At 42.5% G+C, this 16,159-nt stretch carries 11 protein-coding genes; 10 read left to right on the top strand and 1 reads right to left on the bottom strand.

Features of this window, described 5'->3' with window-relative positions:
- Positions 1 to 33: 33 nt before the first annotated feature.
- The gene (locus PLE34_RS07750) at positions 34 to 909 is read right to left on the bottom strand and encodes an AraC family transcriptional regulator (protein ID WP_324555595.1); all 876 of its coding nucleotides are present in this window, start codon (positions 907 to 909) and stop codon (positions 34 to 36) included.
- Positions 910 to 1,172: 263 nt separating this feature from the next.
- Here PLE34_RS07750 and PLE34_RS07745 point away from each other — a divergent pair, with 263 nt between their 5' ends.
- From PLE34_RS07745 to PLE34_RS07700, 10 genes are all read left to right on the top strand, one after another.
- On the top strand, positions 1,173 to 4,298 hold the full coding sequence (locus PLE34_RS07745) for a SusC/RagA family TonB-linked outer membrane protein (protein ID WP_324555593.1): 3,126 nt from the start codon (positions 1,173 to 1,175) through the stop codon (positions 4,296 to 4,298).
- A 20-nt stretch (positions 4,299 to 4,318) separates the two neighbouring features.
- Positions 4,319 to 5,818, top strand: coding sequence for a RagB/SusD family nutrient uptake outer membrane protein (locus tag PLE34_RS07740; RefSeq protein WP_324555591.1), 1,500 nt, complete (start codon positions 4,319 to 4,321; stop codon positions 5,816 to 5,818).
- Between the two features lie 196 nt (positions 5,819 to 6,014).
- On the top strand, positions 6,015 to 8,402 hold the full coding sequence (locus PLE34_RS07735) for a glycosyl hydrolase family 95 catalytic domain-containing protein (RefSeq protein WP_324555589.1): 2,388 nt from the start codon (positions 6,015 to 6,017) through the stop codon (positions 8,400 to 8,402).
- A 52-nt stretch (positions 8,403 to 8,454) separates the two neighbouring features.
- Positions 8,455 to 9,597, top strand: coding sequence for a CaiB/BaiF CoA transferase family protein (locus tag PLE34_RS07730; protein WP_324555587.1), 1,143 nt, complete (start codon positions 8,455 to 8,457; stop codon positions 9,595 to 9,597).
- Positions 9,594 to 10,739, top strand: a complete 1,146-nt coding sequence (locus PLE34_RS07725) for a CaiB/BaiF CoA transferase family protein (protein WP_324555585.1) — start codon at positions 9,594 to 9,596, stop codon at positions 10,737 to 10,739. Before PLE34_RS07730 ends, PLE34_RS07725 begins: the two co-directional genes overlap by 4 nt.
- Positions 10,740 to 10,766: 27 nt before the next feature.
- Positions 10,767 to 12,998, top strand: a complete 2,232-nt coding sequence (locus PLE34_RS07720) for a DUF5703 domain-containing protein (protein WP_324555583.1) — start codon at positions 10,767 to 10,769, stop codon at positions 12,996 to 12,998.
- A gap of 18 nt (positions 12,999 to 13,016) precedes the next feature.
- Complete coding sequence (locus PLE34_RS07715) at positions 13,017 to 13,520, top strand: MaoC family dehydratase (protein ID WP_324555581.1); 504 nt, start codon at positions 13,017 to 13,019, stop codon at positions 13,518 to 13,520.
- Positions 13,521 to 13,599: 79 nt separating this feature from the next.
- A complete protein-coding gene (locus PLE34_RS07710) occupies positions 13,600 to 14,043 on the top strand; it encodes a MaoC family dehydratase (RefSeq protein WP_324555579.1) in 444 nt (147 codons plus the stop codon).
- Complete coding sequence (locus tag PLE34_RS07705; protein ID WP_324555577.1) at positions 14,043 to 15,221, top strand: extracellular solute-binding protein; 1,179 nt, start codon at positions 14,043 to 14,045, stop codon at positions 15,219 to 15,221. The genes PLE34_RS07710 and PLE34_RS07705 overlap by 1 nt, the downstream gene beginning before the upstream one ends.
- A 61-nt stretch (positions 15,222 to 15,282) precedes the next feature.
- The gene (locus tag PLE34_RS07700; RefSeq protein WP_324555575.1) at positions 15,283 to 16,128 is read left to right on the top strand and encodes an amidohydrolase family protein; all 846 of its coding nucleotides are present in this window, start codon (positions 15,283 to 15,285) and stop codon (positions 16,126 to 16,128) included.
- The last annotated feature ends 31 nt before the right edge of the window (positions 16,129 to 16,159 follow it).

Below are 16,159 nucleotides of genomic sequence, written 5' to 3'. Positions count from 1 at the left end.
TCCGAAGTATGATCAGGAAACAATTGCAGCATTTTATTTCAAATTGTGCATCTTTTTTCTGAAGCCATTTGGCGTTTGCCCTGTGATCTGCTTAAAAAAGGAGAAAAAATTTACCGGGTTATTATAGCCGCACTCGAAGCAGATATCTTTTATAGAATAGTTTTCATTCTGTAATAATTTTCGGGCATGTCCGATCCTTATTTCATTTAAAAAGCGGGTAAACGTTTTTTGTGTCTTCTGCTTAAAATACCTGCAAAAAGCATTGGGTGTCATATTGCATATGCGGGAAACTTCCTCCAGCATAATATCCCTGCTGAAATTCTTCAGCAAAAACTGGTAAACGTCATTAAAGCGTTCCATATCGTTTTCATTGGTTGAACTTTTGTAACCAATGCTGGCCAATGCAGTATATTCCTTTGATTTGGATAGCATATCAACGACCTGAAGAAATATGCCCAGCTGAGCCAACCCGCTGCATTGTGCAATTTCCTTAATCTTTTCAATGATCTTCAGCCTTGTTTCTCCATGAAATCTTAAGCCTCTTTCTGCCCTGTGCATTAAGTCGTTGTATAAACTGATGCTTCCTGCATCATCGGTAACCCTGTTTATAAATTCGAGTGGAAAATAAAGCCCTAATGCTTTTGTATACAGATCTTTTTTCTTTTTATAGTATAGCGCATCGCATTTCCAGAGATGTGGCAGTTCCGGACTGGCCAGGATCAGCTCTCCTTCTGCAAAATTTCCTACAAAATCACCGAGGATCAGTTTGCCATAACCGTTTTCAACCCAGGTAAGCTCACATAGCTTATGAAAATGAAAGGGATGATCGAAATAAGGTTTATAAATTTTTTTCACCCAAATTTTTTTCTCACCAATAATCGGAGCATCTACAATGAGTTCAGGCTTCATAAGAATTGTTGATGTTAAGTTATTACTTATCGTATAGAATTAAGGATGTACAAGAGCTCTACAAAAACAGTTTTGCTCACACCGGTCAAAGATTTGTTAATTAAGAAAAGCAATATAAGTGTTTTCTGAGAGATAGAATCTAAACAATAGGGTAAAATACTTTACAAAATCAATAAGATCGGCAACAGGAACGCAGGATTTAGTGGTTAGGTTTGTTCAGTCATTATAACTATTTCTGATCTTAAATCAAACAATTTAACGGTATGCTTGTAACCAGAACGAACTGTAAGCATGGACATGCTACGCATTCCATCTTCGCAGGAGCTGCTATGTATTCAGGGCTGCTCTTTTTAATGCTTTTTTTTAATAGTTCCGTAAGGGCGGATGATCTTTCCAACGAATTGAGCCCGGAGGAGATCCGCCAAAGCAAAATTAGCGGTACAGTAAAAGACCAGGACGGAGCGCCTGTTGCAGGCGCAAGTATAAAAATTAAAGGTAAATCCGGCGGTGCCCAAACCGATCTTTCCGGCAGGTTTACTATTGAGGCGGGAGCAAATGATGTACTTGTAATAACTGCGATAGGATATGCAGAAAAAGAAATAACCGTTGGGGCCGCGCTGGATTATAATGTATCGCTCGATAAGGAATATTCGGAACTGGATCAGGTGGTAGTAGTGGGCTATGGTACCCAGAAAAAAATAAATTTAACCGGCTCCGTTGCGAGCATTGGCGGAGCGGAACTTGCCAAGCGCCCGGCAACCAATGTACAAAACCTCTTGCAGGGGAAAATTTCGGGGTTGCAGGTTACACAAGGTTCCGGAAAGCCGGGAGCCGACAATGCGGAACTGCGCATCCGTGGCGTAGGTACCTTTAGTGGAGCGGGCAGCAGCCCCTTGGTATTGATTGATGGTGTAATGGGTGATATGACCAGTTTGAATCCTGATGATATTGAATCCGTTTCTGTTTTGAAAGATGCAGCATCATCTGCTATTTATGGTGCAAGAGCAGCAAACGGTGTAATATTGGTTACCACTAAAAAAGGAAAAGCAAGGGACCTGACCATTCAATACCATGGTAATTTCCAGGTACAAAAAGCAACAAGATTACCTGAACTGTTAACGAATTCAGCAGAGTATATGACTTTGTGGAATGAAGCAAACCTGAGAGATGGCTTAACCCCTCATTTCAGCCAGGCGACAATTGATGCTTTTAAAAATGGAAATGATCCTGACAAATATCCGAATTTTGATTGGGTAGATCATGTTTTCCGTAATGCACTTGCTCATAACCACCATATAGGTATTAGTGGCGGAAATGAAAAAACCACGTTTAACCTGAGCATGGGTTACCTGGATCAGGGTGGCATTATGAGTATTTATGATTTTAAAAAATACAACCTCTTATTATCTGTTGATACAAAAGTAAAAAACTGGTTAACAATAGGGGGTAATATTCAGCTCAGCAAACGCGATATTGTACAGGAGAATTTTGGAGATAATGATTTTGTAATGAGCGCGTACTCCGGACCTAACTATACACCAACCATGACTTTGCCGGATGGCTCTACAGGTTTTGTGGCCAGGTACAGCAATACCATTGGTGAGTGGACCGTAAGAAACCCTGATGCTATTACAGCCAGCGGATCCAGGAAAATAAACCTGTATAGCATGAGACCGCAAATATATGCAGAGGTAAAACTGGCTAAAAATCTTACCTGGCTTACCAAAGGCGCTATAGGCTTTAACAGCGAATTTAATAAACGCCATGAGAGTCCCATAAATAACTATTATTTTGATGATGGCAGTTATGCGCACAACAATGCTGTTTGGCAACAGGGTGTACGTGATTTAATGACCCAGAATTTTGAAACTACGCTTTATTCTACATTAAATTACCAGAAGTCTTTTGGCGATCATGATTTGACTATATTGGCAGGCTACAACCAGGAATCTAATTATTACAGAGAGTTAAGCGGGTCGCGGCTTAATTTTCCAACCACCACTATATCTGAGCTTAATGCCGGGGCGGCTTTAGGACAATCAACGGGAGGAACCGCTAACGAATGGGCCATTCAGTCTCTTTTTGGCCGTTTGATGTATGATTATAAAGGCAAATACCTGTTTGAAGTTAATGCGCGCAGAGATGGCACTTCAAGAATAGCGCCGGAAACCCGCTGGGGTACATTCCCATCTGTATCGGCAGGGTGGAGGGTTTCGGAAGAATCCTTTTTACGTTCGCTTAGCTGGTTAGATAACCTTAAGTTACGGGCATCATGGGGAAAATTGGGTAATCAGAATGTAGGATTGTATCCATACCAGGATCTGTTGTCTACCACTTCTTATCCGTTTGACGGATTAGCACCAGGTGTACTAATGAATGCGTTGAGAGACCGTAATCTTAAGTGGGAAACCACTACAGTTACTGATTTCGGCGCCGATTTTAGCATGAAAAACGGGCTGATCTCTCTTACTGTAGATTGGTTTAATAAAGTAACCGATGATATACTATACCAGATTCCCATTCCTGCCAGCGTAGGCTTAAATTCCCCCACTATTAATTATGGTAAAATGAAGAATACCGGTTGGGAATTTGAACTGGGTCACAGGAATACAATTGGTGAGCTATCCTATAATGTTAACTTTAATTTCACCACCTTCAAAAATAAAGTGCTGGATGTTGTGAGCCCAACATATGGAAATACAATTGTAATGGAGGGATTGCCATTTAATGCATACTATCTTATTGAATGGGATGGTATTTTCCAGAGCCAGGATGAAATAGACAAAGCACCTGTACATCCGTTTAATCCCAAACCAGGAGACCTTAGGTACCGGGATGCTAATGATGATGGCGTAATTGATTCTAAAGACCGCGTAGTGGTTGATGGCGCCTATGCTAAATTCTACTACGGCGGAAGCATTAATCTTGCCTGGAAAAATTGGGACCTGTCTGCCTTCTTTCAGGGTGTTCAGGGAAACAAATTGTACGTAGGCGGATCGCATATGGCATGGGGTTATACACCTTTTGTGCAAGGCTCGCCTCCCACATTAGATTATATTAAAGATATGTGGACACCGTCCAATCCTTCTAATACCACACCTGCTATTTACCAGTCGCAATATAAGCCCAATACGGGCACAGCCTCAACGTACTGGTTGCTGGATGCTTCCTATATGCGATTAAAGAACATAGCTATTGGTTACACCTTTACAAATGATGTGACCAGGTCAATAGGTTTGAAAGGCTTACGTGTATATGTTTCGGGCGACAATTTGCTGACCGTTACCGATTATCCCGGGGCTGATCCTGAAAGATCATGTACGGGTTGCCGGTTTAGCGTATATCCCCAGGTAACCACATATGCTGCAGGAGTTAAAGCCACACTTTAATTAAAAATCAGACTATCGTTATGAATAAGTATATAAAACTATTTACTATAGGAATTTTAGGGATATATCTCACTTCGTGTTCCAAATTCCTGGATAAAGATCCCCTCGATCAATTATCAAGTCCTACATTCTGGAGCAACCAGAATGAAGTAGATATGGCGCTTGCCGGCGTGTATGCCAGGATATTGTCTTCTACCTTTAATCATAATACCATGTTCTGGGATGTGCTGGGTGGCGATGTTTGCGCCAACCAGGGTTCGGGTTTGGTCGCTTTAGGGCAGGGGCTTATTGAGCCCACCTCTGGTAGTATCGTTTCCAGTATTTACAATGAATGTTACCGGGGGATCAGTTCCTGTAATTTTTTCCTCGAAAATGTTGACAGGGCGCCTGTTCCGGATAATATTAAGACCCAGTACAAAGCCGAGGTACTCTTTTTAAGAGCCATGTTCTATTTCACGCTTTCCGAGTTTTATGGTGGCGTTCCGCTGCATACCAGTTTGGTTACTATAGCAGAGGCTAAAGTAAAGCAAAGCACAAAAGCGGAAGTGGTAACCCAAATACTTGCCGATCTGGAAACAGCCATCAGCAGCCTGCCGAACACAGGGTATAACGGTCATGCGGTTAGAGGTACAGCTTTAGCGCTTAAGGCAAAAGTACTATTGCATAATGAGCAATGGGGACCTGCTGCAGAAGCAGCCAACCTCGTTATCCAGGAAGGAAAATTTGATCTTTTTGATAATTACAGAACCTTATTTCTGGCAACAGGTCAAAGCGGGAATCCTGAAATTTTAATGTCGGCAAGGTATCTTAATCCGGACCGTTCTGCAGAAGGTCCCGACATTCAGTTTGCATGGCATGGAACAATTAATCCGCGTGCTGAGCTTGTTGACGATTATGAATGCACAGATGGACTTCCCATTACATCTTCACCATTGTACAATACCGCTAACTGGAGGCTGAACAGAGACCCGCGCTTGTTGATGACCGTTAAGGCTTTTGAAGATAAAGTAATCAATTCTGCCGGTGTTGAAATGGGTTTCAATTACAATGCGCAATCCGGTACAGGATTCGAACCTGTAAAAGGCTTGAACTGGGATGCATTGCCTGTTGATTATGGTACAAAAAGTGAGCAGGACTGGGTTTTATTGAGATACAGTGAAGTATTGCTGATGTATGCCGAAGCTAAAAATGAAGCCACCGGCCCGGATCAATCTGTATACGATGCTATTAATGAAGTAAGAGCAAGACCGGGCGTAAATATGCCCCCGATCCCAACAGGATTGACGCAGCCCCAAATGAGAGAACGCATACGGCATGAAAGAAGAGTGGAATTTGGACTGGAAGGTAAAAGATACTGGGATATTAAACGCTGGAAAACGGCTGAAACTTATATTCCCACCCTCGTAGACCCGGGAGGAAATCAGCGTGCGTTTGATGCAAGCAAGCATTATTTATTCCCTTTCCCGCAAAGCGAAATGGATGTGAATGAAAACCTGGTGCAAAATCCTAACTATAATTAAGGCCTTATCTTAAATGTACAGGGCTTCGTATGGAGGTAGTGGTTTTTAGTAAAAGACTGCTAAAAACTGCTGCCTCCTTTTTTCTTTATCTATATATAATAAAATGAAAGCTTCTATTTTGTGGCTATGCATAATTGTTTTGTGCCTGCCAGCCTGTAACAACAATAAGTCATCCCCTGAAATATCATCTTATGATTTGGCAAAAAAACATACGCTGCATTATGATAAGCCCGCAGTTGATTTTTTTGAGGGTGCCTTACTGGGTAACGGAGGAATGGGTGTGGTTGTAACTACAAGGCCTGATGGGGTAATGCTTTATTTTGGACATAATAATGTATGGGATATACGCATTGCCGAAAAAAACAAAAAAGAAATTGGCACTTTTGAGTATGTATTTGACAAAGTAAGCAAAATATCAGATACCTTAAAGCTGCTTACAGACGATCCATGGTATAAAAAGTACAGCGCTATGGCCCAGGAAAACTACCGGCAGCCCTACCCAAGGCCTTTTCCCTGTGGTTCTGTATTGCTGGGGTTCGACAGGAGAGACGCAGAGCTGCTGGGGCATTCGCTCGATATTTCAAATGGTTTGTGTGAAGTGTATTTGCTGGATGTCAATAAAAAGAAAATAAAACTCCAGTTGTTTACCGATATGAAGGAAGATAAATTGTGGATGCAACTGGTGGATGAGGAGGGGAAAAAGGCTCCCAATATTTTTAAACGAATGAAGGTAATGCCGGATCCTTCCACTCCTTCGGAGTTTCCGGGATATACCAGTGATGAGTTCCTGAATGATGGAACACTTTCTTTCAGGCAGGTGTTACCTTACCAGGAGCCTGATGTATATGATGTCCGGAAAGGTCATCCGAAGGACAAGGCGTTCAGGCTTACAGCAACAAGTAATCTCCCTTTAACGAAAACAAGCCGGATAAACTGGGATGGAAACCATGAAGAGATGCAGAACCTGGAAGCCGCATTGGAGGAAGGGAATGAATTTATGGCAAGCATATCGTTAACTGAAGGATTAAATACAGATGTGCCCAAGAAACCAGATCCGCAAAAACCGGACGCAGCATCATACAGTAAATCCAGGGTATCATCTGATGAGTCATGGAAATCGTACTGGTCAAAGTCGGGTGTGCGTTTGAGTGATGATTTCCTCGAAGAAATATGGTACCGGAATCTTTATTTTTTTAATTGCGCTGCAAAGGATGGTGCAACAACTCCCGGACTGTTTGCCAACTGGAGCTACAATAAGATTGGTACTGCATGGCATGGCGATTATCACATGAACTACAATACACAACAGCCATTCTGGATGACTTTTTCGAGCAACCATCTTGAAAAGAATATTCCTTATGTCAACCTTATAGAATCCCTGATAGACGTTAGCCGGATTTGGGCCAGGGATTATTACAAGCTTCCCGGCGCCTATTTCCCCCATTCTGCCTATCCGGTAGAGATGACAATGAATCCCTACCCTGTTCCGCACTGGGGCTGGGAAATATGCGAAACACCATGGTCTGTACAGGGGCTTTGGTGGCATTATTTGTATTCCGCCGACACGGCTTTTTTAAAGACAAGGGCATATACACCTATAAAAGAAGCGGTTGAATTTTTAGTAGCATACATGAAAAGACCTGAGGCAAGAGGCGGCGCGCGCTGGAAGGATAACAAGTATCATATTTTTCCAACGATACCACCGGAGCTATATGCGCTAAGGCCCGGCTTTAAATATAATTATGATTGTACGGTTGATCTGACCCTGACGAAATTCATCTTTAAGGCATTTGAAGAAATGACAACCGTGTTAAAAACGGAAGCAACTGACCAGGTCATACTAAATGATGTAAAAGATATACTGGCTAATTTCCCGGATTATCCTACCGCCGTTTCAAAGAAATACGGTGAAGTGCTGGTTTCTGTTCCGGAAGAGCACGACCAGGTGGTATACAATGTTCCATCGCCACTCATGACCGTGTTTCCCGGCGAAGATCATGGTTTGCATTCCGATGATTCCACTAAGCAATTATTAAAAAACACATTCTATAATCAGCAAAATGAAGGAGGTAATGACCTGGTATTTATTAACCTGCAGGCCGCACGTATCGGAATGCTGGATGTAGAAAGATTTAAAAGACATGTGCATTATTCTTTATTGCCCAATGGAACGGCAACAGATAAAGTAATGCAGGTACATGGCCGGTATAAAGACCATACAAAATATGATTATATGGGAGCTATGGGAATATGGTTCGAGAACTTTGCATTGCCTGTAGTAATTAATGAATGTTTGATGCAGAGCTATAACGGAACGATCAGGCTTTTTCCAAACTGGGATAAAGCAAAAGATGCACAATTCCAAAACTTACGTGCAGTGGGGGCTTTTCTTGTAAGCGCAACACTTAAAGATGGAGAAATAAGGCAGGTAAGCATTCACAGCGAAAAAGGCGGCACATTAAAGATCGTATCGCCATGGGGCAAAAAAGGAACGCTGAGCAATGAGGATGGCAGTAAAAAAATTGAGTCAGCAATAATTGAGATCGCAACATCACCTGGTGAAACCATTATACTGCAGCCGTGAAGGTAATTCGCTGCTGTGATGTTTACTAAGTATAATCTATTAAAACACAATTATGCATTTACCGTTAAAAGGCATTGTTGTATTGGAATTCAGTCAATATTTATCCGGACCCTGCGCTGGCCTTCGCCTGGCGGACCTGGGAGCGCATGTGATAAAAATTGAACGTCCGCAAAAGGGAGAAGCAGGCAGAAAGCTGGCGATTAAGAATTTATGGGCCGGTGAAAGTTCCCTGTTGTTTCATACCATTAATCGCAATAAAGATAGTTTTACCGCTGATCTGAATGATGCGGATGATATGAAATGGATAAAGCTGCTGATCCGGGAGGCAGATATAATCACGCACAATTTCAGGCCCGGGATTATGGAAAAAAAAGGATTGCATTACGAAGCAGTAAAAGCAATAAATCCCGGTATTATTTACACAGAAATCTCCGGTTATGGAAAGGAGGGTCCATGGAAAAACAAACCAGGGCAGGATTTGCTTATTCAATCATTGTCAGGTCTTACGCATTCCACCGGAAATTATCATGATAACCCGCTTCCTTTCGGACTGGGGATTGGCGATTATTTGTGCGGCAACCAGGCGGTTCAGTTCATATTGGCTGCGCTCATTCGTAAAAAGAAAACAGGGCAGGGTGCTTTGCTGCAACTGAGTCTCATGGAAACATTAATTGACTTTCAGTTTGAATTTTTCACTACCTATTTTCAGAGTAAACGCCATCATAAACGCTCTGCCATTAACAACGGGCATTCATTGCTCAGCGCACCTTACGGCATTTATCAAACCATAGACGGCTATATTGCCATTGCCATGATGCCGCTTCATAAGCTGAACGCGGCCATTGCCTGTGAAGCATTGAAGCAATTTGAAGAAAAAGAGGCTTTTGAGAAAAGAGATGAGATAAAGGCAGCAATAAGCACACATCTGCTTACGGGTACTACCGCATCCTGGCTAAAAAAAACACAGCCGCTTGACTTATGGGTGATGCCCGTTTTAAACTGGCGGCAATTAAAAGAAACGGAGGGGTATAAGGTATTGCAAATGGAACAAAAGGTACAGTTGAGCGATAAAGCAATCACAACTACCCGTTGTCCTGTGCGTATAAACGGTCAATTATTGCTTTCCGATAAACCAGCGCCGGCAGTGGGACAGCATACAGAAAACATCAAGGCTGCATTATCGTTAAAACTATGAGTGAACTATTAGAAGATATACTGGTATTGGATTTCAGCCAGTTCTTATCCGGGCCCTATGCCAGCTTACGCCTCTCCGATATGGGAGCGAGGGTAATTAAAATAGAACGTCCTGTTATTGGTGACCTGTGCCGTACATTATATGTATCGGACGTAAAGATTGATGGGGGGGAATCCACGATATTTCATGCCATCAACCGGAATAAAGAAAGCTTAGCTGCAGATATTAAAAAAGAAACAGAGCTGGAGAAAATTAAGAAGCTGATCAGGAAGGCAGATATTCTCATTCATAATTTTCGTCCCGGGGTAATGGAAAGAATAGGATTGGAGTATGAAACAGTGAGGCAGCTTAATCCGGCGATCATCTATGCTGAGATCAGCGGATATGGCGAAAAGGGAGAATGGAAAAGCTTTCCCGGACAGGATCTTTTATTGCAGTCGGTTTCGGGCATCACCTATTTAAGCGGTAATCAAACGGATCAGCCTACCCCTATGGGCGTGGCTGCGGCCGATATACTGGCAGGCACCCACCTGGTGCAGGGCATACTCGCGGCGATGTTTAGCCGGTTTGATTCAGGGGAAGGAGCGCTGGTGCAGGTAAGTATGCTGGAAAGTTTAATAGATTTTCAGTTTGAGGTGCTAACCTGTTTCTTTAATGATGGTTATGCATTACCCGATCGCAGCGCGGTTAATAACGGGCACGCATACATTGCAGCGCCCTACGGCGTGTATCAAACGGCGGATGGATATATAGCACTGGCTATGGGATCTATTCCCTTGCTGGGACAGCTTCTGCAATGTGATTTGCTGTGCAGCTATGACCAGCCATCCGAATGGTTTAATAAAAGGGATGAAATAAAGCTGATCTTGAAAGATCATTTACTTACAAAGTCAACTAAAGAATGGTTACATGTTCTTGAACCTGCAGATATATGGTGTTCGGATGTTTTTGATTATAATACATTATTAAAAAGCGAAGGCTATACAGTGCTGGATATGGAACAGCAGGTATTTTCGGGAAACAAAAAAATAAAAACTACGCGGTGCCCCGTTCGTGTAGACGGAAAAGTATTGAAATCAGCTAAGGGGGCGCCGGCATTGGGAGAACATACATTAGCTATAGAAAAAGAGTTTGAGTTATAAGGAATTGTTTTTTATAAATTGATAATGATGGTTAAACATATCTTGGTTACTGCCTTTTTAATGCATTTTGCATTTTGCGTTTCAGCACAACAGGTAAAAGATTTTAATCTCCGGTTTTCTGAACGGGGAGAAGATTCCTGGAGCTCCATGCCCCTGGGAAATGGCGAAATATCTTCACAGGTATGGACGGATAAAGAAGGAAAATTACAGTTTTACCTGGGTACCACCGATAGCCGGGATGGAATGGATAACCTGATAAAAGTTGGAAAATTAACCATTCAGTTCGAGCCCAATATCATAGTAAACGGAAAAAACTATGCAGAAGAGTTGTTATTGAATGATGGTGTTTTCCGTATAAAAAACAGTTTGGCCGACATACAGTTCCGCGTGGATGCCAACAGCCCGGAAATAGTAGTTTCAGGTTCATCTGCAGTTCCTGTTAAAATAAAAGTGACCAACAATATATGGCGCACCGAAACACGCGATTGGAACAAGGATGAATATGTAACTGAATACGGCGACAATGAAATGCCTTTCAAACCTTTTATGGAAGCAGATGATGCTTTAAAAAGTTCCGGCGGGGGTATCATCTGGTTTCACAGAAATAAAAATGAAGTATTCTGGAATGAATTAATGAAAGCCAATGGGCTTTTAAATGAAGGAATAGCCAATCCCTTAAAAAACAGAACTTCCGGTGCACTTGTGAAAGGAACGGGGTTACAGGCTTTAAACGATACGGTTTTATATACTGCTAAACCGCAGAAAAATTTTATTATCAAAACAACTGTGCTGGTACAGCAAACAGATACCAGGCAAGGCTATATAGATGCACTTCAAAATCTTGCCGCTAAATCAGATAAGACTACAGCAACTGCTGCGCTGGCTGCTCATAAAAAATGGTGGTCCGGTTTCTGGAACAGGAGTTATGTTTATTTTAATACGGCAGATAAAAAGCTGAACGATACGCTCTTTCTGTTAAACAGGGGATATGTATTGCAGCGTTATGTGAATGCGGTGGGAGGAAGAGGTAACCTGCCCATAAAATTCAATGGATCTACACTGGTGCTGGATACTTACAATGAGGCGATTGGCAGGGTATCCGGAAAGTCGGCAGACGCGAGGTTATGGGGCGGCGCTTTCTGGTGGCAGAATACAAGGCTGATGTATTATCCTATGCTGGCTTCCGGCGACTTTGACCAGATACAGCCGTTCATTGATTTTTATTTAAACCTGTTGCCGGTTGCTAAAAAAATGACTAAAAAATTCCATAAAAATGATGGCGCCCGTTTTTTGGAAACCACTCATTTCTGGGGCGCATGGAGAGGCGGCGACATAGGCTGGGACAGAACGAATTTGCAGCCGGGAATTTCAACTAATCCGTATATAAAAGACCTGGTCATTACGGGGCTTGAAATGTCGAACTATTTATTAGATTATTACAGGTACACGGGAGATGAGAAAATGCTGCGGGAGAAAACGATTCCTTTTATTAAAGAAGTATTGTTGTTCTATGATCAGCATTATCATCGTGATGCATCAGGAAAGCTCCTGATCACCCCGGCTCAATCGCTTGAAACGTATATCAATGCTGTAAATCCAACACCGGATATTGCGGGACTTATAGTTGTAACCGCAAGCGTGATGGAACTTACAAAAGATGAGGATGCATTGGCATTATGCGCCAAACTGCAAAAGGAGCTTCCTGCCATACCAACCGCTGTGAAGGATGGTAAGAAGGTCATCTTACCTGTACAGTCCTACAAAAACAAAATAAATGTTGAGTACCCTGAACTGTATCCGGTATTTCCGTTCCGGATATATGGCCCCGGGAAAAAAGGTACAGAAGTTGCCATCAATACCTTCAAGGAAAAGCAAAGAGCCTATTCAGGGTGGCAGCAAACGGCTATCCAGGCTGCCATGCTTGGCTTAACAGATAGTGCCGCTAAAATTATGAAGATTAACGGCCTGGCATACGACAAGCGGTTTCGCTTTCCGGGATTCTGGGGCCCCAATTATGATTATACGCCGGATCAATGCCATGCAGGTAATTATATGAACACCATACAAAGCATGCTGATGCAGGCTGAAAATAACGATGTGTACCTGGTTCCTGCCTGGCCTGTTGAATGGAATGTTAAATTCAAACTCCATGTGCCGGGTAATAAGCAGGTGGAAGGAGAGTGGAAGAACGGGAAAATGGTAAGTGTAAAAAAGTACCCCGAATCAAATGACACGAATATAATTATTGGTTTTCGTTAATGAAATAATGCTGTTTGTATGAACCCGAATAAAGACGCATCTAAACACAAAGACATCCCGGTATGGAATGCAGAAAACTGGTTTTATGAAGATATTGTTCCGGGAACAAGCATACGTTCCATACGAAGAACAATAAGTGAAGGGGAAAGCATGCAGTTTAATGCTTTGATGCTTGATATGCATCCTTACGTGGCAGATGAAATTTTTGCTAAGGAAGAGGGTATATTTGGCCGGCGGCTGGTGGCAGGAGCATTTGTGTTTAGCGCCGGGTTGGGCCTGGTGGCAACCAATTGTGTAAATGCATTTAGCTATGGGTATGATAAGCTAAGGTTTATAAAACCTGTATTTATTGGCGATACGATCTATACGATCAAAACCGATCTGGACAAGCAACCGAAATATAAAGACATGGGGCTATACAGGGCCTGTTATGAAATATTTAAGAACGAAGGCGAACTGGTGTTATATTGCGAGCATCTGCAAACGGTAAAATATCGCGAACCGGAACAATTTAAAATTTGAGATTTTATATTGATTAATGATAGAGCTTGTAGTATCTCAAATCTAATCTAAAAATTCAAATATCAAATCTTTGATTGCTATGTTTACTAAAATATATTTTGAAGATTATACAGAACAAACAGTACGGGATACCATCGGGCGTACCATTACGGAAACAGATATTGTATTACACGCAGGGCAAACCGGCGATTTTTTCCCTCACCACATGGATGCCGAATGGTGCAAAACCCAACCATTCAAACAACGCATAGCGCACGGTACGCTCATATTCAGCGTAGCCGTTGGAATGACAGCTTCTCAAATCAATGAAGTAGCGTTTACCTACGGCTATGAAAGGCTTCGGTTCATAAAGCCTGTGCATATTGGCGATACCATAAAAGTAAAAGTTACGGTAAAAGGCAAAAAAGAGTATAAAAACCCTGCTCAGGGTTTAGTTACTGAGCTGGTAGAAGTGTACAACCAGTGCAATGAAATTGTAATGGCTTGTGAACATATATTGTTAGCTCAAAAAAGATTAACCTGATGTCCGGAATGATTGAATTAAAGGGGATAACCTGGGGGCATAGCAGGGGGTATACGCCGTTGGTTGCCGCTTCACAACGGTTTAATGAGCTTTACCCGGAAGTTCATATTACCTGGAAAAAAAGAACCCTCCAGGAATTCGCCGACTTCCCTATAGAAAAACTGGTAGAAGCGTACGATCTGCTGATCATAGATCATCCCTGGGTTGGATGTGCTGCTGCAACGCAATGTGTGCTTCCGTTAGACCAGTACCTGTCCGGAACTTACTTACAGGATCAGTTGAAATATTCAACAGGCTATTCCCATCAAAGCTATCAGTATGGAGGGTATCAGTGGGCTTTAGCCATTGACGCAGCCACACCTGTTGCCAGTTACCGGAAAGATTTGTTGTTACAGCAAGGCATTCCGGTACCCGGCTCATGGGAGGAAGTAATTGCAATGGCGGATATGGGCAGGGTAGCGGTGCCGGCTATTCCTATTGATCTGCTGATGAACTTCTATATGCTTTGTATAGCTTTTGGAAAAGAACCTTTTTTAAATAAAGAAGAAGTTATAGATAAGCAAACCGGGCTGCAGGCATTGGATGCCATGCGATCATTGTGGAGCCGGATAAACCCGGAAATGTTTGATTGTAATCCTATTGCCATAGCGGAAATGATGTCTTCTTCAGATGAGTTCTGGTACTGCCCTTTTGCGTATGGCTATTCCAACTATTCAAGAAAGGGCTATGCAAAATATCTTCTTCATTATACAGATCTTGTTAGATTTGAAACTGCAGGTAGCCGTTTACGTAGTACGCTGGGAGGTACGGGATTATCTGTATCGGCATTTTGCAAGCATAAATCCCGGGCATTGCAGTTTGCAGAATGGATCGTATCGGAAAATATTCAGACAACACTATATGTAGAACACGGAGGCCAACCCGCACACAAAAAAGCGTGGGAAGATGAAAATGTAAACCATAACACCAATGATTATTTTATAAATACCCTGCCGGCATTGGAAAGAGCTTATGTACGGCCGCGGTATAATGGATATCTGCATTTCCAGGACGAAGCCGGAATACCTGTACAGAATTACCTGAAGCATGGCGGAAACCCGGCTCAGGTGCTGGAGAAAATAAATCACCTGTACAGGCAAACGAAGCCTGTAATTGCACAGGAGCAGGCAAAAGATTGAATGCTTATAGTAAACATGATAGCAGTAACCTACTCACAGGCTAAACAGTAATACAGAAGCAATGATTATTGACACGCATATCCATATCTGGGACCTGGAAAGAGCAGCATACGACTGGCTGAAAAATGATACCAGCATATTAAACCGCACATATTTATTCGGGGAATTACTACCTTCTTTACCGGCCGCGAAAGTTACACAGGGGGTGCTGGTACAGGCCGCTAATAATATGCAGGATACCGAATTCATGCTGGAAACAGCGCGGAAGTATGATCAGGTTGCAGGTGTTGTGGGCTGGCTGCCTTTGATGGATCCGGCCAAAACATTCGGGATACTGAATGAAAATTTTTTAAATGAAAAATATTTTAAAGGCGTAAGGCATTTAATTCATAATGAGCAGGATCCTGCATGGTTGCTGCAAAGTGAAGTGCTGGAAAGCCTGCAGATACTGGCAATGCATCATATACCTTATGATGTGGTGGGCATAAACGATGATCATCTTCTGACAGCCATAAAGGTTTCGGAAAAAATCCCTGATCTTAAAATTGTGCTTGATCATTTGAATCAGCCGCCTATTGCGGAAAAGAAAAAATTTGGAAGGTGGGGAGAATTGATGAAAACGATTGCCGGTAACAGTAACGTATATGCTAAAATTTCCGGGCTGGGAACCGCATCGGGTAATCCCGCCGGCTGGACTGCAGATGATATCCGCCCATATATTGCCTATACATTGGAATTATTTGGAACCAGCCGCTGTTTTTGCGGTGGCGACTGGCCGGTGAGCCTGCTCGCGGGTTCCTATGAAAATCACTGGATAGTTTACCGGAACATCCTCTCAGACCTTTTACAGGAAGCTGATGCGCACCTGGTTTTACATAAAAATGCTGAACAGTTTTATAAGCTCTGATCATTGCGATGCAGTAATACTTCATCATTAT

Origin of the sequence: Agriterribacter sp., assembly GCF_035445465.1 — a bacterium.
Classification (GTDB): Bacteria; Bacteroidota; Bacteroidia; order Chitinophagales; family Chitinophagaceae; genus Agriterribacter.
This window is presented reverse-complemented; position numbering and strand designations above follow the sequence as displayed.

Excerpts from the sequence above, each read along its gene's own strand:
- PLE34_RS07725 (WP_324555585.1), top strand. The coding sequence starts at position 9,594 with ATGAGTGAACTATTAGAAGATATACTGGTATTGGATTTCAGCCAGTTC.
- PLE34_RS07740 (WP_324555591.1), top strand. The coding sequence starts at position 4,319 with ATGAATAAGTATATAAAACTATTTACTATAGGAATTTTAGGGATATAT.
- PLE34_RS07745 (WP_324555593.1), top strand. The coding sequence starts at position 1,173 with ATGCTTGTAACCAGAACGAACTGTAAGCATGGACATGCTACGCATTCC.
- PLE34_RS07720 (WP_324555583.1), top strand. The coding sequence starts at position 10,767 with ATGGTTAAACATATCTTGGTTACTGCCTTTTTAATGCATTTTGCATTT.
- PLE34_RS07730 (WP_324555587.1), top strand. The coding sequence starts at position 8,455 with ATGCATTTACCGTTAAAAGGCATTGTTGTATTGGAATTCAGTCAATAT.
- PLE34_RS07750 (WP_324555595.1), bottom strand. The coding sequence starts at position 909 with ATGAAGCCTGAACTCATTGTAGATGCTCCGATTATTGGTGAGAAAAAA.
- PLE34_RS07705 (WP_324555577.1), top strand. The coding sequence starts at position 14,043 with ATGTCCGGAATGATTGAATTAAAGGGGATAACCTGGGGGCATAGCAGG.
- PLE34_RS07715 (WP_324555581.1), top strand. The coding sequence starts at position 13,017 with ATGAACCCGAATAAAGACGCATCTAAACACAAAGACATCCCGGTATGG.
- PLE34_RS07700 (WP_324555575.1), top strand. The coding sequence starts at position 15,283 with ATGATTATTGACACGCATATCCATATCTGGGACCTGGAAAGAGCAGCA.
- PLE34_RS07710 (WP_324555579.1), top strand. The coding sequence starts at position 13,600 with ATGTTTACTAAAATATATTTTGAAGATTATACAGAACAAACAGTACGG.